Source organism: Bacillus sp. CH30_1T (assembly GCF_008364765.1).
In the GTDB taxonomy this organism is placed as follows: domain Bacteria; phylum Bacillota; class Bacilli; order Bacillales; family Bacillaceae_B; genus Rossellomorea.
Genome location: NZ_VTUY01000012.1, coordinates 28862 through 47847 on the forward strand (window position 1 = coordinate 28862; position 18986 = coordinate 47847).

General features: G+C 42.3%; 18 protein-coding genes. 1 reads left to right on the forward strand and 17 read right to left on the reverse strand.

From position 1 onward, the window contains the following. Position 1: 1 nt before the first annotated feature. The 8 genes from F0342_RS20555 to mce all read right to left on the reverse strand — a co-directional run bounded on the left by F0342_RS20555 (position 2) and on the right by mce (position 8743). Positions 2-1021, reverse strand: a complete 1020-nt coding sequence (locus F0342_RS20555; RefSeq protein WP_149157764.1) for a serine hydrolase domain-containing protein — start codon at positions 1019-1021, stop codon at positions 2-4. Between the two features lie 46 nt (positions 1022-1067). Then, complete coding sequence (locus F0342_RS20560) at positions 1068-1631, reverse strand: GNAT family N-acetyltransferase (protein ID WP_149157708.1); 564 nt, start codon at positions 1629-1631, stop codon at positions 1068-1070. Between the two features lie 211 nt (positions 1632-1842). Beyond that, positions 1843-3249, reverse strand: coding sequence for an NADP-dependent phosphogluconate dehydrogenase (gene gndA / locus F0342_RS20565; RefSeq protein WP_149157709.1), 1407 nt, complete (start codon positions 3247-3249; stop codon positions 1843-1845). A gap of 199 nt (positions 3250-3448) precedes the next feature. Continuing rightward, positions 3449-4702 carry a DNA polymerase IV gene (locus F0342_RS20570; protein ID WP_149157710.1) on the reverse strand — a complete coding sequence of 418 codons (1254 nt, stop codon included), beginning with the start codon at positions 4700-4702 and terminating at the stop codon, positions 3449-3451. A 21-nt stretch (positions 4703-4723) separates the two neighbouring features. After that, the gene (locus F0342_RS20575; protein WP_149157711.1) at positions 4724-5194 is read right to left on the reverse strand and encodes a chemotaxis protein CheW; all 471 of its coding nucleotides are present in this window, start codon (positions 5192-5194) and stop codon (positions 4724-4726) included. Between the two features lie 382 nt (positions 5195-5576). Beyond that, on the reverse strand, positions 5577-6701 hold the full coding sequence (locus F0342_RS20580) for a tripeptidase T (protein ID WP_149157712.1): 1125 nt from the start codon (positions 6699-6701) through the stop codon (positions 5577-5579). Between the two features lie 76 nt (positions 6702-6777). Then, positions 6778-8325 carry an acyl-CoA carboxylase subunit beta gene (locus tag F0342_RS20585; RefSeq protein ID WP_149157713.1) on the reverse strand — a complete coding sequence of 516 codons (1548 nt, stop codon included), beginning with the start codon at positions 8323-8325 and terminating at the stop codon, positions 6778-6780. A gap of 4 nt (positions 8326-8329) precedes the next feature. Next, positions 8330-8743 (reverse strand): methylmalonyl-CoA epimerase, encoded by a 414-nt coding sequence (gene mce, locus F0342_RS20590; protein WP_149157714.1) that lies wholly within the window; start codon positions 8741-8743, stop codon positions 8330-8332. 190 nt (positions 8744-8933) lie between these two features. Between mce and prli42 the strand changes: the two genes are divergently transcribed. Further along, the gene (prli42, locus tag F0342_RS20595; RefSeq protein WP_148969555.1) at positions 8934-9029 is read left to right on the forward strand and encodes a stressosome-associated protein Prli42; all 96 of its coding nucleotides are present in this window, start codon (positions 8934-8936) and stop codon (positions 9027-9029) included. 49 nt (positions 9030-9078) lie between these two features. On the opposite strand, the gene F0342_RS20600 is transcribed toward prli42, so the two are convergent. The 9 genes from F0342_RS20600 to F0342_RS20640 all read right to left on the reverse strand — a co-directional run bounded on the left by F0342_RS20600 (position 9079) and on the right by F0342_RS20640 (position 18826). Next, complete coding sequence (locus F0342_RS20600; RefSeq protein WP_149157715.1) at positions 9079-9582, reverse strand: L,D-transpeptidase; 504 nt, start codon at positions 9580-9582, stop codon at positions 9079-9081. 20 nt (positions 9583-9602) lie between these two features. Beyond that, positions 9603-10589 (reverse strand): aromatic acid exporter family protein, encoded by a 987-nt coding sequence (locus tag F0342_RS20605; RefSeq protein WP_149157716.1) that lies wholly within the window; start codon positions 10587-10589, stop codon positions 9603-9605. 107 nt (positions 10590-10696) lie between these two features. After that, a complete protein-coding gene (locus tag F0342_RS20610; protein WP_149157717.1) occupies positions 10697-11413 on the reverse strand; it encodes an amino acid ABC transporter ATP-binding protein in 717 nt (238 codons plus the stop codon). After that, positions 11406-12065 carry an amino acid ABC transporter permease gene (locus F0342_RS20615; RefSeq protein WP_149157718.1) on the reverse strand — a complete coding sequence of 220 codons (660 nt, stop codon included), beginning with the start codon at positions 12063-12065 and terminating at the stop codon, positions 11406-11408. The genes F0342_RS20610 and F0342_RS20615 overlap by 8 nt, the downstream gene beginning before the upstream one ends. Before the next feature lie 76 nt (positions 12066-12141). Then, on the reverse strand, positions 12142-12924 hold the full coding sequence (locus F0342_RS20620) for a transporter substrate-binding domain-containing protein (RefSeq protein ID WP_149157719.1): 783 nt from the start codon (positions 12922-12924) through the stop codon (positions 12142-12144). Between the two features lie 386 nt (positions 12925-13310). Next, entirely contained in the window at positions 13311-13748 is a 438-nt protein-coding gene (locus F0342_RS20625; RefSeq protein WP_148969561.1) for a BrxA/BrxB family bacilliredoxin, read from the reverse strand. Between the two features lie 104 nt (positions 13749-13852). Continuing rightward, positions 13853-14902, reverse strand: coding sequence for a methylmalonyl Co-A mutase-associated GTPase MeaB (meaB, locus tag F0342_RS20630; RefSeq protein WP_149157720.1), 1050 nt, complete (start codon positions 14900-14902; stop codon positions 13853-13855). Beyond that, positions 14902-17058, reverse strand: a complete 2157-nt coding sequence (gene scpA / locus F0342_RS20635; RefSeq protein WP_149157721.1) for a methylmalonyl-CoA mutase — start codon at positions 17056-17058, stop codon at positions 14902-14904. Before scpA ends, meaB begins: the two co-directional genes overlap by 1 nt. After that, complete coding sequence (locus F0342_RS20640) at positions 17051-18826, reverse strand: methylmalonyl-CoA mutase family protein (RefSeq protein ID WP_149157722.1); 1776 nt, start codon at positions 18824-18826, stop codon at positions 17051-17053. The genes scpA and F0342_RS20640 overlap by 8 nt, the downstream gene beginning before the upstream one ends. Positions 18827-18986 lie beyond the last annotated feature (160 nt).

An 18986-nucleotide genomic window follows, 5' to 3' on the forward strand; every position in this document is an offset into this window, starting at 1 on the left:
ATCAATCATTTAAAAAAGCCTTGTACACGTCACCAATGATCCCTTTTAATTGATGAACACCTAAGTCTGTATTGGTCATGATGACCAACCCCCTTTCCAAATGAGGATAGGCCACCATCATACATTGAAAACCGACGCCCCACCCAAGCGATGAAATTTCTATCCCCTTGTCGTTTTGATCCAGGAAAACCCCCAGTCCGGTCCAGGCCTTACCACATTGTGGATGGATCATTTCGGCTGCTTTGCTTGACGAAAGCTTGAGTTTGCTTTCCCCTTTTAACGTATGCATGAGTTCAACCACTACAAGTGCTAAATCTGAAGGGGTTGTCCACAGTCCCGAAGCAGCAGGATATGGATAAATTGGATGTTTGCCATTCACAACTTTACCTTCATTCGAATGACCACATGAGACATTTTGAGAAGGAGGATCAAATGTGCTATTTTCCATATGTAATGGCTGAAAAAGATGTTGGCTCATGACTTCCGAAAAAGGGTTCCCAGTAACATCTTCTATCAACAGTTGTATGATACAAAAGCCTGCATCGGAATAATGAAAGGCGTCTTCAGGTTGATATTTCAATTCAATCGGGACCTTGCAATAAGGGGATTTTCCTTCTAACAGGTCCACCGTCGTCGGCGTTCCGAACTCCGGATTGAGTTCATTGAAGCTACCTTCAGGATCGGCAACCCCCGATTGGTGACTAAGTAATTGTCTTAAGGTAACGTTTCCATTATATCCATGTAGGGGGACCTTCCATGATGTTAGCAATTTATTAATATCCTCATCTAAATCCAAAATGCCTTGTTCCGTAAGAGTCATGACCAATATGGAGGTTAGAAATTTACTGATTGAACAAGCACTGAAAGTCGAACCACTTTCCACCCGTTTATCTGTTCCTGCCTCGAGTAAACCGAAGCATTCTGTGCTGTTTATGCTACCACTCTCAATGGTTGCCATGCTTAATCCCGTTACACCAAATTCTTTCATGCATTTTTGTATGTTGATCATTTGTGGTTTCATCATAACCCCTATCGTCCTATTAAAATATGTTCCGGCTCTAGTAAACTCACCATCTAAAGTTGATGTAAACATCATTCATCGATTTCTTCCAGATCATATGATCAGCACCATCACCCCAATAATCCTTCAGCCAATAATCAGGTTCACCAAATTTCCGCTTCCATATCTTCTGGGCATTGGCGTACCCGCTGTCCAGACAGAATTCCTGGATCCCCCTGTTTAGAAAAGTAAGGAATATGACGTTTAGGAGTAATGTAGCTACACCATGTCCTTGATAATCAGGATGCACAAACACTGTTCCGATCTCATACATCTCTTTTATTTCTCCATCTGTGCAGGTGGTAATCAGTTCACTGGCTGGACCGTATTCAATGGTTCCGATGATTTCAGCATTGTTCTTTTCTGAAACGATTAGAAAGTATCGGTTCGTGCCATTGGTGTCCAAATCACTTTTTAAGTATTGTTTCTTGCTCTCAATTTCATTTTCGATGTCATCAAGCAGCTCTTCTAAACCTTCTTTGGAAAAGGTATGTTTAATGACTTTAGAAAAAAATTGATTCAGTTCTTCTTGGTCTTCTATACGTGGTCTTCTTATTTCAATGGCGGGCACTGAAAATCACTCCTTGATAACCTGAAATTCATTACTTATATTCTTTTAAATTTTGAAGCATTCTTCATCCCTATCTTTTATGTAATATTATGGTATCACACCCTGTCTCTCTCCTACGATAAAATTTCGATAATTTAATTTCTTTTGTTTATAAATATCCTTTCAAAATAAAAACCCCTCTCCTAAAAGGAAAGGGGCTATACTTATTCGATTATTTCATCCACTCAGTATGGAAAATACCCTCTTTGTCCACACGCTCATACGTATGGGCACCGAAGTAATCACGCTGAGCCTGGATCAGGTTTGCTGGCAGGGTTTCTGTACGGTAGCTATCGTAGTAAGACAGTGCCGCAGAGAAGCCAGGTACCGGTACACCATTTTGGACGGCTACGCTGATGACTTCGCGAAGTGCGTATTGGTAACTTTCTACGATCTCTTTGAAATAAGGATCTAATAGAAGGTTAGAAAGACTTGATTCACGGTCGTAAGCTTCTTTGATCTTTTGCAGGAATTGAGCACGGATGATGCAACCTCCACGGAAGATCATTGCGATATCCCCGTATTGAAGATCCCATTTGTACTCATCAGATGCAGAGCGCATTTGTGCGAAGCCTTGAGCATAAGAACAAATCTTGCTCATGTAAAGAGCTTTACGGATTGATTCCACCAACGCTTTTTTATCGCCTTGGAATGGTTTCGTGTCAGGTCCTTTTAGCATTTTGCTGGCTTTCACACGTTCATCTTTAATGGCTGAAATGAAACGGGCAAAGACAGATTCTGTGATGATCGGTAAGGAAACGCCTAGATCTAACGCACTCTGGCTTGTCCATTTTCCAGTACCCTTTTGCCCTGCTTTGTCCAGGATGACATCTATCATGGGTTTTCCTGTTTCCTCGTCCTTCTTCGTGAAGATATCTGCTGTGATTTCGATGAGATAGCTATCAAGCTCGCCTTTATTCCAGTCGGCAAACACTTCATGCAGTTCCTCGGCACTTAAGCCCAGGACATTTTTCATCAGGAAGTACGATTCTGCAATCAGCTGCATATCCCCGTACTCGATGCCGTTGTGCACCATTTTCACATAGTGACCCGCGCCATCAGGACCTATATACGTCGTACAAGGGTCTCCATCGACTTTCGCTGCAATGTCTTTCAAGATAGGAGCGACAAGGTCGTACGCTTCCTTCTGTCCACCAGGCATGATGGAAGGACCAGTAAGAGCACCTTCTTCTCCACCGGAGACACCGGTTCCGATAAAGTGAATGCCTAAATCGCTTAATTCGTGATTGCGGCGGCGCGTATCTTCGAAGAACGTATTTCCTCCGTCAATCAGAATGTCCCCTTTTTCCAGGAACGGCTTTAATTGTTCAATGGTTGCATCAGTTGGATTTCCTGCTTTCACCATCAAGAGGATCTTTCTAGGCATTTCTAGAGAATTAACGAATTCTTCAATCGTATATGTAGGAACGACATTCTTTCCTTTAGATTCGCTTATCATTTCATCCGTTTTTTCATGGGAACGATTATATACAGATACAGAGTACCCTCTGCTCTCAATGTTCCAAGCTAAGTTTTTACCCATTACGGCTAAACCGATAACACCAATTTCTTGAGACATGCCATTAACATCCTTTCAATTATAGAATACTGGTTTTTTCTTTTTAAATTATCAACATTATGTAGGAAAACTTCAGTTGATTAGTTTTTCTAAACCTGTTTTCTCACTCTATTTCAATCTAACAAGAATAGTGTGGTGATGCAAATAATCCGTTTGAAGTGTTCGTTATCTACCTTAAGGTGTCCTCTTTCTTCCTGGGTCATTCCCTTAGAAAATCCTTGTTGAAGCTTGTGTCCTGTTTTGAGTCAAAGGTTTTCTTCTTATTCTTTCCTTTTATTCCTTGAGAGATGGAATTTTTCCCGAACTTTTCCTGAAGCTGTGATAAAACATTGTAAAGTGGTTCCTTTTCTGCAACCTTTTTATAAGAGAATAGGTCCAGTTGTTCGGTTGCTTCACTCTTTTCCACTATATCCTGGGCGGTGACACCCAAAAGTCTTACGGGATCTCCATCCCAGTGCTTCAACAATAAGTCTTTAGCATAATGAAATAAATCTTCTTTTTTATATATCGGATTTTCCAGCTTCTTGCTTCTCGTAATGGTTTTTCTGAATTTATCCCTGATCATGAGTTGGATCGTCATCCCCAGAACGTCTTTCTGCTGAAGGCGTGACGACACTTTTGCACATAGTTTCTCTACAACCGTTAATAGCTCGTGTTGGTTCGTTGTATCCTTTGGTAAAGTAGTGGAGTTTCCAACGCTTTTATAATCATAGATCGAATCAGGGTCCACGCTTCGCCTATCGATCCCGTTGGCGCGTTCTTTGAGACGAAGACCATTGATTCCAAGCAGTGATTTCAGCTGTATATCATTGGCATGAGCGAGATCATGGCAGGTATGAATACCAAACGAATTGAGCTTTTCTGCGGTCTTTTGTCCAATGCCGTGCATTTCGATGACAGGAAGGGGCCAGAGCTTTTGAGGGATATCACGTTTTCTTAATACGGTGATTCCCATAGGCTTTTTCATATCTGAGGCGGTTTTGGCCAGGAATTTGTTAGGGGCCACCCCGATGCTACAGGGAAGATCGAGTTGACTTTTAATTTGGGATTGAATGTCTGACGCAATTTGTAACGGGGTGCCTTTTTCAAAGGAGTCCGTGATGTCCAGATAACCCTCATCAATCGAGACGGGCTCCACTAATTCTGAATAATGTCTGAGGATATCAAATATTCCTTTGGAGGCTGCGCGGTAACGGTCAAAATTAGGCGTCATGATAATGAGCTGAGGGCACAGTTTTTTGGCTTCCCAAAGAGGCATTGTCGTTTTCACTCCGAAGCTTCGCGCTTCGTAGCTGCATGTCACGATAATGCCTCGTCTCTCTTGGGGATTCCCGGCAATAGCTAATGGTTTGCCCCTCAATGTTGGGTCAAAAGCCATTTCAACAGAGGCATAAAAGCTATTCATATCAACATGAAGGATCACCCGTCCGTTTTTTGGATAATGTGAGTTCATTTAAATCGCGGCTTTCTTTGTCTAATTTTGATGGGTCTTTTGCTCGTTCACGTAATCCTTTATCTCTCTAATACCTTCTAAACTCTCTACTAAAACATTGGGGTCAATCTGGGTGATGAGCGAATCTTTAAGATTGATGATTCCTGAGAAATAGTTTGTTTTTGAATACGCAAGTAAACCTACGTTTGTAAAGGAGTCATTCGGTACTTCGAGAATTTCTTTCGCTTCCTTAACGACCAAACCGATCTGCATTGTTTCTGTGTGAACAACGAGAAGAAACATTCCTGTTTCTGCAACAGCACTCGTCTCATAAAGGATATTTGCTAAATCAAGGACAGGGATCAGCTCTCCCCTGACCTTTACAAGTCCCAGGACAAATGAAGGCAGATGAGGGATGGCTCTCACTTCTTCCACTTTTTCAATCGAAACTACGTACTCAATCGGTAGAGCATATTCTTCTTTTCCAGCATGAAAAACAACTACTTTCGGCATTGTATAACGTCCCCTCTTAAACTTCTGATATGTATACTTCTAATGTATCATATTTTAGAAAGGTTAGGTGCTGGTTTTGAAAGAAGAAAATGTCCACGAACGTAGGATGATCCCTTCGTTCCTGGACATTTAAATGTATTGGTGATCGCGGCTCGAGGCTCGAGGTCATAAGTCAAACCTGCCAAAAAGGCAAAGTACGCCTTTCCGGCAGGTTCGTCTTATGCTTGCCGCCTCTAAGCAAGCCGCCTGCGCTTTTCTCATTGTCCAGCTCCGGCGCCTTGAGGCTCGAGGTCATAAGTCAAACCTGCCAAAAAGGCAAAGTACGCCTTTCCGGCAGGTTCGTCTTATGCTTGTCGCCTCTAAGCAAGCCGCCTGCGCTTTTCTATTCCCCCGCTACCTCTTGAATGATTGCTACAACCATTTCAGAAAGCTTGTTCAGTTCTTCAACAGGCATTCTTTCGCTCTTCGTATGGATTTCTTCGTATCCTACTGCCAAGTTGACTGTCGGCACTCCGAAACCTGCGATGACGTTGGCGTCACTTCCGCCTCCGCTTGTAAGAAGCTCGCTTGGACGACCGATTTTCTTCGCGGCGCGTTTTGCCACTTCGACTACTTCGTCACCGTCTTTGAACTTGAAGCCTGGATACATCACCTGTACTTCAACTTCTGCTTTTCCACCCATTTCTTCTGCTACGGATTCGAATGCAGCTTTCATTTTCTCTACTTGAGCTTCCATTTTTTCAGGGACGAGTGAACGTGCTTCTGCAAGAATATCCGCTTGTTCACATACGATGTTCGTTGCTTTTCCACCTTCAAATCGTCCGATGTTTGCTGTCGTTTCTTCATCTATGCGGCCGAGTGGCATTTTGGAAATCGCTTTAGCCGCAATCGTTATGGCAGAAACGCCTTTTTCAGGAGCTACACCTGCATGTGCTGTTTTCCCATATATCGTTGCTCTCACTTTCGCTTGTGTAGGAGCGGCCACGATGATATTACCGACTTTCCCATCACTATCAAGGGCGAAACCGTATTTCGCTTTTACGAGAGAAGAATCCAATGCTTTCGCTCCAACTAATCCTGATTCTTCCCCTACCGTAATGATGAACTGAATATCTCCGTGAGGGATATTGTTCTCCTGAAGTACTCGAACAGATTCAAGCATCGTTGCAAGTCCCGCTTTATCATCGGCTCCTAGAATGGTCGTGCCGTCAGAGTAAATATAGCCATCATCTTTAAGCGTTGGCTTAACCCCTTTTGCAGGAACAACTGTATCCATATGAGAAGTGAAGTAGATGGTATCTACGCCTTCTTTATTCCCTTTCAGCGTACAGATGAGGTTTCCGGCACCATGGCCCGTTTCACCCATCGTGTCATCTTCAAATACCTCTACGCCAAGATCAGAGAATTTTTGCTTTAATACTTTCGCGATTTCCGCTTCTTCCTTCGTTTCAGAATCGATTTGGACCAATTCCAGGAATTCATTTAGTAAACGTTCATGATTAATCATTTAGTCGACCTCCACAATTATGTATTCACTTCTATAGTATAGCGTGAATAGGCCGGTTCAACAAATGGTATCGCTTCTACAATGGAATATTTCCGTGCTTTTTCTTTGGTCTCTCTTCCCGTTTATTTCTCATCATTTCCAATCCTTGAATCAATTTGATCCGGGTTTCACGGGGATCAATAACGTCATCCACCATTCCACGGGAAGCTGCCACATATGGATTAGCGAATTTCTCACGGTACTCTTCAATCTTCTGCGCCCGGAGCTGTTCCGGATTCTCACTGCCTGCAATTTCCCTTGCAAAAATAATATTCGCTGCTCCCTGTGGACCCATGACGGCAATTTCTGCGTTAGGCCATGCAAAAACTAAATCAGCCCCAATGGACTTACTGTTTAGTGCAACATAAGCACCTCCATATGCTTTTCGTAAAATCACCGTCATTTTTGGAACTGTCGCTTCTGAATAGGCATAGAGGATTTTCGCACCGTGACGGATGATCCCGCCATGTTCCTGCTTGATTCCAGGGAAGAAGCCTGTTACATCTTCAAAGGTGATCAATGGAATATTGAAGGAATCACAGAAACGGATAAAACGGGCTGCTTTGTCTGAGGAATCAATGTCGAGCCCTCCTGCCATGAATTTTGGCTGATTACAGACAAGGCCAACGACTTCTCCTTTGATACGGGCCAGTCCTACGACGATATTTTTCGCAAACTCTTTCTGAACCTCCATAAAGCTGTCTTCATCCACAATTTCATTGATGACCGTGCGGACGTCGTAAGGACGGATAGCATCGAATGGAATCAGGTCCGTTAAATTCCCACGATAATCATCTTCTTCATCCACTTCCAAACGAGGAGGCTTCTCCTCATTATTTTGGGGTAAATAAGCTAATAGTCTACGAACCTCGAGAAGCACCTCTTCTTCAGTTTTCCCTCTGAAATGAGCATTGCCGCTGATGGAGTTATGGACCTTCGCACCGCCTAAATCTTCTGAGCTGATTTTCTCACCGGTAACTGTCTCAATTACTTTGGGTCCTGTGATGAACATTTGACTTGTATCATCTACCATAAACACAAAATCCGTGATGGCAGGGGAATAAACCGCTCCTCCTGCGCAAGGTCCCATGATCACGGAGATTTGTGGAATCACTCCGGAATAAATAGAGTTTCGATAGAAGATATGTCCGTATCCATCTAAAGAAACGACACCTTCTTGAATTCTTGCACCACCTGAATCATTTAAACCAATGAAAGGTGCACCATTTTTGACTGCCAGATCCATGACATGTGAAATCTTCTTCGCATGCATTTCCCCCAATGCGCCGCCAAATACCGTGAAATCCTGAGAAAATAAGTAGATGGGGTTTCCATTTACTTTTCCATAACCTGTAACGACTCCATCTCCAGGGCCCTGAACCCCGTCCAGTCCAAAGTCTGAACAGCGATGCTCAATGAATGGATTCAGCTCAACAAAGCTGCCCGGATCCACTAAAATATCGATTCGTTCTCTCGCAGTCAGTTTTCCTTTTTCGTGCTGCTTATCTATTTTTTTATCTCCGCCGCCTAATTCCACTTCTCTTCTGCGATCATACAATTCATTAATCTTTTCATAGATATCCATTATGTTACTCCCCTTTGATGTTTGATTTATCACATAGTTCATATAGTACACCGTGAGCTGACTTTGGATGCATGAAGGCAACTGCAGCCCCACCAGCCCCCATTTTTGGTGTTTCGTTGATCATCTGGACTCCACTCACTTGCAGTTCCTTGATCCGTTTTTCAATTCCTTCGACACCAAAGGCAATATGGTGAATGCCTTCTCCCTTTTTCTCAATGAACTTGGCAATCGGACTTTCTTTATGTAGTGGTTCAAGTAACTCAAGCTTAATATTTCCACCATCAATAAATGCTACTTTCACACCTTGATTTCCCACTTCTTCGACCTTGACTAGCGAAAGCCCAAGAGTATCTTCGTAAAATGGAAGAACATTGTCTATTGATGATACTGCTATTCCGATATGGTCTACCTTTTTCATCCCTATCATCCCCCTGTTGATTACATATTCCACCCGTATAGTATTCGATAAATGTTGTCGAATTCCCTCCTAATACGGCGAATAATTAAAGCGTTTTCTTTTATACCAATGGTTGTTTTCTCTCACTATTCACGATAAAATAGAGTTGAAAATCGCCTCTTTAAGGTGAGATGAAGAATGGAGAGATACAATGGGTAATAAAAAATTACAAAAAATAATTGTATTTGTCATGTTGTTTGCAATGATTGCATCGACTATCATGGCAGGACTGACTTTCTTATTATAATAAAAAACAAAGGATCTGCTTTTCGACTGAGTCGATTAGCAGATCCTTTTTATTTTATCGCACCGTGATCTTTTCCCAGCTGATAGAAGCTTTTGTTTGTTTTGACGACTAGAACCTTTGTTCCGACAGGCACCTGATCAAACAGAAATTCAACATGTTTATTGTGCATTCTTATGCATCCATTCGAGATATATTTGCCTATACTTGAAGGTTGATTCGTACCGTGGATTCCATAGATCCTTCCGTCTGTTCCCTTGGCGTCAAATCCGATCCACCTCGAACCCAATGGATTCCGTGGGTCTCCACCGGGAATGTTCTTCTTACGGTAATAAGGGTTCTTGGCTTTAACTGTTACATTAAATAGTCCTTCCGGGGTGAGGGTCGTCGTTTTCCCTGTTGCTACCGGGAATGTGTGCTGAACCTTCCCGTCGTCGATGTAAGCTAATTGATTACTTTCCTTGTTCACGATAATAAACGGATCCCCGGGTAGTGGATTCCTTCCAAGTGGCCATATGGGAGAAGCGAACAAGATAATGGCAAGAAGTATACGCATCCTATCACCTTTTTCGTGTTTTAGGTGTAGTTTACTTCCTTTTGATCATTTTCATCCTTCTTTATTCCTTTAAACGAGCTTTTCAGAAGTAGATACTGCTCCATCTCTTGAACAAATTGATAGAGAGCGGCGCGGGTTTCAAATTCTTCTCTCGTCTTCGGTAAATCCATCAGTTCAAACTCCACTTTCATATCGTACAATTTTTTCAAATAAAACAGGGCCGTGTTTCCCGGGTGTATGTGATCACTAAGCTCATCCAGGAATTCTGCAATCCTATGCCCCTGTTCTACCGTCAATGATATCGATGTCGCAATCGGTAAGATACGTTGTAGGATTTCGAACTGTTTTTCCCTCATTTTAAAATACAAATAATATAAGTTCTCATCACGCAAAAAATGATTTTCAACATCTTTGAATGCTATGGTCTTCGCTTCTTTAAGTAATTGTTCTGTTTCAGTGATTTCTTTTCCATCCCATTGGCTATCATTTGTTCGCAGGTAGTTGATCATTTCACAAAAAATTTTATAGAAATTGGATTCTATCTTCTCCTGATATTCGATCATCTTTTTATCAACGCTCGGCATGTAAAGGTTCATGACAAGAGCAATCCCTATCCCGATGACAATGATACCTAATTCATTCTCGAAAAGCCCAAGGGTTACCTTACCTGCCGAATAAATATGTAAAATGATAACGGAACTGGTGACTATTCCTTCTTTGATATTCAGGGCTACCGTTATCGGAATGAACACCAGTAATAACAAGCCGATTACGGCAGGATGATAGGCAATGAACTCAAAGAACGCAGCAGAAATCACCATGGCAATTACACAGGCCAGGAAACGGCTCCATGAAGCGTTAACCGATTTTTTCTTCGTGTTCTGAATGCACAGTATCGTCAAAATCCCGGCTGATACAAAGTTATCCAGGTGAAACCACTGTGCAATGCTGATCGCAACCGCTGTGCCGATCCCAGTCTTAAGTGTTCGATACCCGATTCGAAACATTCAGTTTTCTCCTAACTCTTTCTTTTTTTAGCTACTTTAGAATACCATAATTCCCATTGAACATAAAAAGGAGGATTAACGAAACTGTTCGCTAATCCTTCCATCGTTTAAAGTATTTTCTCTAAGAACTCTTTTCCCCGATCGCTTTGCGGGTTCGAGAAAAAAGGAAGAGGCTCTCCTTCTTCGACAATCTTTCCATCATCCATGAATAAGACTCTGTCTGCCACCTCTCTGGCAAAGCCCATTTCATGGGTTACAATGATCATTGTCATCCCTGAATGAGCGAGTGACTTCATGACTTCCAGCACCTCTTTGACCATTTCCGGATCCAGTGCAGATGTCGGTTCGTCAAAAAGCATCACTTTCGGTTCCATTGCAAGTGCCCTTGCAATCGCTACACGCTGTTTTTGGCCACCTGATAAACGGTTTGGGTATTCATCACTTTTTTCTTTCAAACCGACTTTTGTTAGAAGGTCTGTCCCTACTTTTTTAGCATCTGTTCTGTTTAGCCCCTTCACTTTCACTGGAGCGTAGATCACGTTTTCCAACGCTGTCATATGAGGGAAGAGATGGAAATGTTGAAATACCATCCCTATATCTTGTCTCACTTTGCTTATATTCTTGCCTTTCACAACAGCTTCTTCAAAGTATATCGATCCTGAAGTCGGCTCCTCTAAATAATTCAGGCAGCGGAGCAGAGTGGATTTCCCGGAACCCGAAGGACCGATCAATGCAACAACCTCCCCTTTTTCCACGGAAAAATCTATACCTTTCAATACTTGAAGCTTCCCGAACGACTTGGTGATTTTTTCTGCTTTAATCATTCCCACGTAGTCTCCCTTCCAGCACTTTCCCTAATAAGGTTAAAATCATGACAAGCACATAATAGATCAGTCCTGCAAATAAGAGTGGCTCGAAAAAGGAATACAAATCACTACCTACCATATACGAACGTCTCATCACATCGGCCGCTCCGATAACAGTGACGATGGCAGATTCCTTCGTAAGGGTGATAAATTCGTTCATTAAGGCAGGCAAAATGTTTTTAATGGCCTGAGGCAGGATCACATCTTTCATCATTAAACGATATGGAACCCCAAGAGCCATGGCCGCTTCCTTTTGCCCTTTATCCACTGCATTGATTCCCGCACGGATGATCTCAGATATATAGGCAGCTGAATTAAGTGAAAAAGAGAGGATAGCTGCTGTATACGGTTCGATCTGAGTTCCAAAAAGCTGAGGCGAACCATAAAAGATAATCATTAATTGCAGAACTAAAGGAGTCCCCCGAAAAACCGATGTATATATATCTGCAAGTAATGTTAAAGGTTTGATTGAACTTATTTTACATAGAGCAAGCAGAATACCGAAGGCAAATCCAAGTATTCCTGCTAATCCGACAATTTTAAGAGTGACCTTCAATCCTTCCAAAATAAAAGGAATAGAAGGGATCAGTTGTTGAAAATCAAGTGGCACTGTATTCTCCTCCAATCATGCTGTTGACTGTTAAATAGGAAGGGCTAACCGATAATGGGTTAGCCCTTCTATCAATCTACTGTTCTCCGTCAAACCACTTTTCAGCCAGTTTATCCAATTCTCCATTTTCCTCGAGCTTTTTCAATGCATCGTTGAATTCGCTTGTAAGCTCACTATCCTTTGGAAGTGCAACGGCAGAACCGGCCTCTTCTTCGTTCACGTCCATTGTATTTCCTTGAAGCTCTTTATTTTTATCCAAATAACCGTTTGCTACTGTATTCTCTATGATAATGGCATCAAAACGTTCATTTTGCAGATCCTGTATCAGCTCAGGAATACGGTCACGGGTCTCTACTTTTAATGGGATGGATGTGGAAAGTTCTTCTGCAGCATCCTGTTGGATAGATCCTAACTGAACACCAACCGTTTTCCCATCAAGATCCTTTTCGCTTTGAATTCCGCTCTCTTTTGTTGAGATGATCATATCTTTTGCTGTGTAGTAGACATCACTGAAGTCAACGTTCTTTTGTCGTTCCGGCGTAGGGGTCATAGCTGAAAGCACAAAGTCCACCTGGCCGGTTTTAAGTGCTGAAATTAATCCGCTGAACTCCATATCTTTGATCTCGATTTCATACCCAAGCTCATCTGCCAGCATATGAGCCAAGTCAATGTCGTACCCGATAAATTCATCACTGTTTGCCGTATCGACGTATTCAAATGGTTTATAGTCAGCCGACGTACCCATAATCAGTTTCTTTGATTCAACTGAAGAGGTTCCTGCATTCTCTTCTCCTGCACCACACGCAGCAAAAGTAGTAGAAACGATTAATACTAATATAATAGATAATATTTTTTTCATTGTAATTCCTCCTCGATTGTAATGAATAAATATAATATATAATGTATATTAATTACTATATTCGTATTGTAGCAGAGATAAATATTTATGCAATAGTTTTTATAGTAACCCATAAATGTTTATATATTCTGAAAATATAAGTGACTCTTTACAAGGTTTTAGCATTGATTGGAAGAAAGAATGAAATGCGAAGGGGATTTTTATTCATAATATATGCATGCTTATATATTGAGATTTTGAAGGAAGTGATGATTCTGGCATTTCTGGATTATCAAACATATGGTATCCCTTTTTAATCAAAACAAAAAACCCGTCAAGCTACTCACACAAACATCCACCTAAAGCAGATATTCATGTAATGAACCTAACGGGCCTCACTCTCTTACTTACACTTCTTCACAATACTGATCGAAGTAAGATTGAATTTTGTTCACAACCGACATTGGGTCGTGACCTTCAATTTCATGTCTTTCTACCATGGTCAATAGCTTTCCGTCTTTTAATAGAGCAAATGACGGTGAAGATGGAGGATAGCCGGTAAAGTAGCTGCGCGCTTTCGCAGTGGCTTCTTTATCTTGGCCGGCGAAAACCGTTACCAATTGATCTGGTCGTTTATCATAATGAATGGAATGAGCTGCTGCTGGACGTGCGATTCCTCCGGCGCAACCACAAACGGAGTTGATCATCACGAGTGTTGTACCTTCTTTAGCGAAAGCTTGATCTACTTCTTCTTCTGTTGTTAATTGAGTATAACCGGCTTGTTCGATTTCTTGACGAGCCTGGCGAACAACATCATTCATAAATAAATTGAAATCTATATCCATGCTTGATCTCTCCTTTTAATCGCTGACTTAATCATTCTCCATAAAAACAGGAATTTTGATGTACCCCTATCATAACAATTTCAAACCCTATGTTTCAATTAAAATTAACTAAACCCGTTAAGAATTGCACCCTTATATCGCTTTAGCAATTCTTCTACTGCCTGAGTAGTGGTATAGTCCCCTTCCTTCACACGACTTTCCATGTGTGGAAGGGCAGACTTTATATCCTTATGGAAAAAGAAATCTGACAAGATTCTTTCTTTCAACATCGTATGAAACCATTCCTGCTTTTGGAGAAGTCGTCTTTCTTCAAAGACTCCCTTTTCTTTTGATTGCTTCTCAAACTGTTGAATCACATCCCACATTTCTTTTAATCCCTCATTTTTCAAGGCAGAACAGGTATAAGCCTTTGAGCTCCACCCTTTAGTGGCGGGAGTCAAGAAGTGGAGGATTTGGTCCAGCTCTCTTCTTGTTTTCTCAGCGAGAGGTTTATTTTCTCCATCTGCTTTATTGACAAGTAATGCATCGGCAAGCTCCATGATTCCCTTTTTCATTCCTTGAAGCTCATCCCCGGCTCCAGTAATGACGAGCAGGAGGAAGAAATCCACCATTTGTCTCACCATCACTTCACTCTGTCCCACTCCAACGGTTTCAATGATCATCAGATCATATCCGGCCGCTTCGCATAAGAGAAGCGTTTCACTGGTTTTCCGGTGCACTCCACCAAGTGTTCCTGCAGTGGGGGAAGGTCTTACAAAAGCACGGGGATTTTTCGATAATTGTTCCATCCTTGTTTTATCCCCCAGAATACTGCCACCGGAAATGGAAGAGCTGGGATCAATCGCAAGGACGGCAACCCGGAGGCCCTGCTCACATAACATCTCCCCGAACGCTTCTATAAATGTGCTCTTACCGGCTCCCGGCACACCTGTAATGCCGATCCGGAAGCTTTTACCCGTATAGGGCAAGAGTTCCTGCAACAGTTCCTGTCCCATGGCATAATGCTGTTCTGCATTGCTTTCAATCAGCGTGATGGCCTTCGCCAAGGAACTACGGTCGCCATTCAAGACCCCGTCCTTTAATTCGGTAATCGATACAGAATCCTTTTTCTTCTTCACAAACCGCTTCTTTCGCACTGAATCATGCTCTGCCATTACTCAGCCACTTCCTCATAGCCCAGCACTTCATAAATTTCTTTGATAACTTTTTGTGCAGCAACAGGTATGATTGTCCCTGGTCCAAAAACGGCTGAGGCTCCGTTATTCAATAGGAAGTCATAATCCTTAGCCGGAATCACTCCACCAATGACAACGAGAATGTCTTCTCTGCCTAATTTCTTTAGTTCCGCTACCAGTTGAGGCAGGAGTGTTTTATGTCCTGCGGCTAATGAACTTACACCGATGACATGTACGTCATTTTCGACTGCTTGCAGAGCCGTTTCTTCCGGCGTCTGGAACAATGGTCCGATATCCACATCAAAGCCAAGGTCTGCGAACGCCGTGCTAATCACCTTAGCACCTCTGTCATGCCCGTCCTGTCCCATCTTCGCAATAAGAATACGCGGTCTTCTTCCTTCGTTTTCCAAAAATTCTTCTGTCATCTCTTTCACGACGTTGATTTCTTGTTCATTTGAAAAGTTCGAGCTGTACACCCCACTTATACTCCGGATCGTTGCTTTATGTCTTCCTGATACTTTTTCAATGGCATCAGATATTTCTCCCAATGTTGCCCGGGCTCTCGCTGCCTCCACCGCTTTTTCAAGTAAATTCCCTTCTCCTGTTTCTGCTACAAGCGTTAATGACTCGAGCGTTTCGGTTACTCGATTTTCATTTCGTTCCTCTTTAAGCATTTGAATTCGCTCAATTTGCTTTTGTCTTACAACTGTATTATCAATGTCCAGCGTTTCAATCGGATCTTCCTTGTCCAGGCGATACTTATTTACCCCGACAATCGCTTCATCCCCCGAATCAATCATTGCCTGTCTTCTCGCAGCCGCTTCCTCAATCCGCATTTTCGGCAATCCGGTTTCAATCGCCTTGGTCATTCCGCCAAGCTCTTCGATTTCTTCGATATGCTCCCAGGCCTTCTCCATCAACTGATTGGTCAAGGATTCAACATAATGTGAACCGGCCCATGGATCAATCACTTTCGTAATACCGGTTTCCTCTTGAAGGTATAGCTGTGTATTACGTGCGATCCGCGCAGAGAAGTCTGTCGGCAGGGCAATCGCTTCGTCCAACGCATTGGTATGAAGGGATTGCGTATGACCCATAGCAGCCGCGTGTGCCTCAAGTAGTGTACGAATGACATTATTATACGGGTCCTGCTCAGTTAAGCTCCAGCCGGATGTTTGGGAGTGGGTTCTGAGCACCAACGATTTCGAATTATTAGGACTGAATGTTTTCATCATTTTCGCCCAGATTCTCCGCGCCGCCCTCATTTTTGCCACTTCCATGAAATAATTCATGCCAATCGCCCAGAAGAATGAAAGTCTTGGTGCAAAGGAGTCGATATCGATCCCTGCCTGGAGACCTGTCCGAACATACTCAAGACCATCTGCCAGCGTATAAGCCAGCTCAATATCGGCAGGCGCTCCCGCTTCTTGCATATGATACCCGGAAATACTGATGCTATTAAACTTCGGCATATGTTTGGACGTATACTCAAAGATATCGGCAATAATCTTCATGGATGTTTCAGGAGGATAAATATAGGTGTTCCGCACCATATACTCTTTTAAAATATCATTTTGAATCGTACCAGACAGTTTCTCCTGCGAAACGCCCTGTTCTTCTGCCGTGACGATATAAAATGCAAGGATGGGCAGCACCGCTCCGTTCATCGTCATGGAAACAGACATTTGATCAAGAGGTATTCCATCAAACAGAATCTTCATATCCAGAATCGAATCGATGGCCACTCCCGCTTTTCCTACATCTCCTACCACCCGGGGATGATCGGAATCATAGCCACGATGAGTAGCTAAATCAAAAGCGACAGACAGACCCTTTTGACCCATACTTAAGTTTCTTCTATAAAAGGCATTGCTTTCTTCTGCTGTTGAAAAACCTGCATATTGCCTTACCGTCCAAGGGCGATTCACATACATCGTCGGGTACGGTCCCCTTGTAAAAGGAGCCAAGCCTGGAAGGTCTTCTCCATGAGATATATCCTTTGAGTCCTCTTCTGAATAAAGAGACTTAATGACAATCTTCTCATTTGTCTCATAGGTGCTACCTGTTAGAAAACCATCATTCGTTCTTGCCTCTTTCGAATAAGGGTCGATTTCTTGCCAATCAGGCTTAGTCATTGTCAGTTCCCTCCTCCCAGATGGTTAATAGCTCATCTACTTTTTTAAGTATGTTTTGCTTATTGTAAATAGATCCATTCAGTCCTAAACGAACCCACTCATGCTCATCAGGTATTTTCCCTGCTACATCAATCACAATGGTCGAATCAATATGATGAATGGACTCAATCAGCATGGGCAGTTTGTCTTGATATTCTTCCTCTGTTCCACAAACCACATAGTATGGATAACGGGTTTCTTCCACAAATTGGAGTACATCTTCCTTAGAGAAACACTCTTTACTTTGATTCGCATGAATGCCCCCCGTCGCTAAAAATCCTTTTACAAAATCAGCCCGGGGCTTATGGGTTTTTAGCTTCCCCAACCCTATTAAACCTGCCACCGGTTTACTTGCCAGCTTATGTGTCCTTTCTCTTAATCTTTCAAAAGGAAGTGACAATCGCTCACCCACATTAGATGATGAAGTTTGAAATGTCTCCTCAAGATTTGAATAGATATTCGTCCCGATCATCGAGTTTTTTCTTGTGGCTAAATCATGAATACGTGACTCTCTCACTCTATTTATTTTTTCATGAATGGAACCATTTTTCAGACTGACAAGAATTCCCCCATCTCCATCGACTTGTTGAAATTCCTTCCATGCAAGCTTACCTACCTCTTCTGATAACCATTCCACATAATAAGAACCGCCTCCAGGGTCGACCACTTTATCCAAATGAGCTTCTTCCCCAAGGATCAGTTGAGTATTCCGGGCAATTCTCTCAGAAAACGCGTTCACTTCCCCACTCACTTCATTGAACGGAGCAACAAGAAGATAATCCACCCCTGCAAGAATGGCAGAAAACGCTTCTCCTCCCCCGCGAAGCATATTGACATACGGATCGAGTGTGGATTTGTTCAACTGAGACGTTTCCGCACTGCAGCTGACCGACTGAGCGATCGCTTGTTCGGAAAGTCCATAAGACGATAATACTTCTTGCCATAATTTCTTAAAGGCTCTGATTTTGGCTATTTCCATAAAGAAATGGCTGCCTACTGAAAAGTGAAAATGCATTTTCCCGGCAATCTTTTCTATCGTCCATCCTTTTTCCTGAAGTGTTTCAATATAAGTGACCCCTTCACTCAGTCCGTATGCCAATTCCTGCGTTGCACTTCCTCCACTATTATGATACTGGGCAGAATTAATGATTATGGTCTTCAGATTAGGCAGATGCTGATCTACTTCTTTTACAACCTCCAACCAATCTTCAAACAAATGCTCCCGATTTTCATTTATTGGATCAAAGCCCATCACACCTTTGATTTCCTTCAGTTCAGGAAATTTCATCATTCGCTGGATAGAGAAAGCTGCCTTTTTTTCAATGGAAAAGACAGGGGTCTCTAACTCAATGACTTCTTTAATAAATTGGTCGAAGCCTTCTATTATATCTAAATTACCTACTTGAAATGAAACACAGTTCTGTCCCCGGGATAACGCATCCTTCATTGCAGAGGTAAGTTCCTCCCAGGATCTCCGTTTGACCGGTTGAGCGATGAACCATTTTGAAGCCTTCTTCAACTTCCCTTCCACATTAGGGATATAAGCATTCACTCTATCTACTCCAGGTAAATCTACTTTCGTGTATAACGGTTTAAGTTCAATATTTTCATAGGTGTTTGTATGTAAGGAACGAATCCCTTTCCCCTTTAACGCTATTTCAGCTGCTTCTTGCCATTCTGTAAGTGTTCGTCGACTGAATGATTGTTCTTTCATATCACTAAGCTTCATAATACCCCTCTTTCGACCTACAAGATTGTAATCGTTTTCATTTACATCTGAAGAATCCCACTAAACTAGCATGAGTGCTCATTGAAAATTCGAAATGTTTATACTAATACTATTTTAGTATATAAAAAAAAACGCATTTCTTCAATCTCTCTGGTAAATG

Excerpts from the sequence above, each read along its gene's own strand:
- F0342_RS20570 (WP_149157710.1), bottom strand. The coding sequence starts at position 4,702 with ATGAACTCACATTATCCAAAAAACGGACGGGTGATCCTTCATGTTGAT.
- F0342_RS20610 (WP_149157717.1), bottom strand. The coding sequence starts at position 11,413 with ATGATTAAAGCAGAAAAAATCACCAAGTCGTTCGGGAAGCTTCAAGTA.
- mce (WP_149157714.1), bottom strand. The coding sequence starts at position 8,743 with ATGAAAAAGGTAGACCATATCGGAATAGCAGTATCATCAATAGACAAT.
- F0342_RS20585 (WP_149157713.1), bottom strand. The coding sequence starts at position 8,325 with ATGGATATCTATGAAAAGATTAATGAATTGTATGATCGCAGAAGAGAA.
- prli42 (WP_148969555.1), top strand. The coding sequence starts at position 8,934 with ATGGGTAATAAAAAATTACAAAAAATAATTGTATTTGTCATGTTGTTT.
- scpA (WP_149157721.1), bottom strand. The coding sequence starts at position 17,058 with ATGACTAAGCCTGATTGGCAAGAAATCGACCCTTATTCGAAAGAGGCA.
- F0342_RS20605 (WP_149157716.1), bottom strand. The coding sequence starts at position 10,589 with ATGTTTCGAATCGGGTATCGAACACTTAAGACTGGGATCGGCACAGCG.
- F0342_RS20625 (WP_148969561.1), bottom strand. The coding sequence starts at position 13,748 with ATGGATATAGATTTCAATTTATTTATGAATGATGTTGTTCGCCAGGCT.
- F0342_RS20620 (WP_149157719.1), bottom strand. The coding sequence starts at position 12,924 with ATGAAAAAAATATTATCTATTATATTAGTATTAATCGTTTCTACTACT.
- F0342_RS20580 (WP_149157712.1), bottom strand. The coding sequence starts at position 6,701 with ATGATTAATCATGAACGTTTACTAAATGAATTCCTGGAATTGGTCCAA.
- F0342_RS20555 (WP_149157764.1), bottom strand. The coding sequence starts at position 1,021 with ATGAAACCACAAATGATCAACATACAAAAATGCATGAAAGAATTTGGT.
- meaB (WP_149157720.1), bottom strand. The coding sequence starts at position 14,902 with ATGGCAGAGCATGATTCAGTGCGAAAGAAGCGGTTTGTGAAGAAGAAA.
- F0342_RS20600 (WP_149157715.1), bottom strand. The coding sequence starts at position 9,582 with ATGCGTATACTTCTTGCCATTATCTTGTTCGCTTCTCCCATATGGCCA.
- F0342_RS20640 (WP_149157722.1), bottom strand. The coding sequence starts at position 18,826 with ATGAAGCTTAGTGATATGAAAGAACAATCATTCAGTCGACGAACACTT.
- F0342_RS20575 (WP_149157711.1), bottom strand. The coding sequence starts at position 5,194 with ATGCCGAAAGTAGTTGTTTTTCATGCTGGAAAAGAAGAATATGCTCTA.
- gndA (WP_149157709.1), bottom strand. The coding sequence starts at position 3,249 with ATGTCTCAAGAAATTGGTGTTATCGGTTTAGCCGTAATGGGTAAAAAC.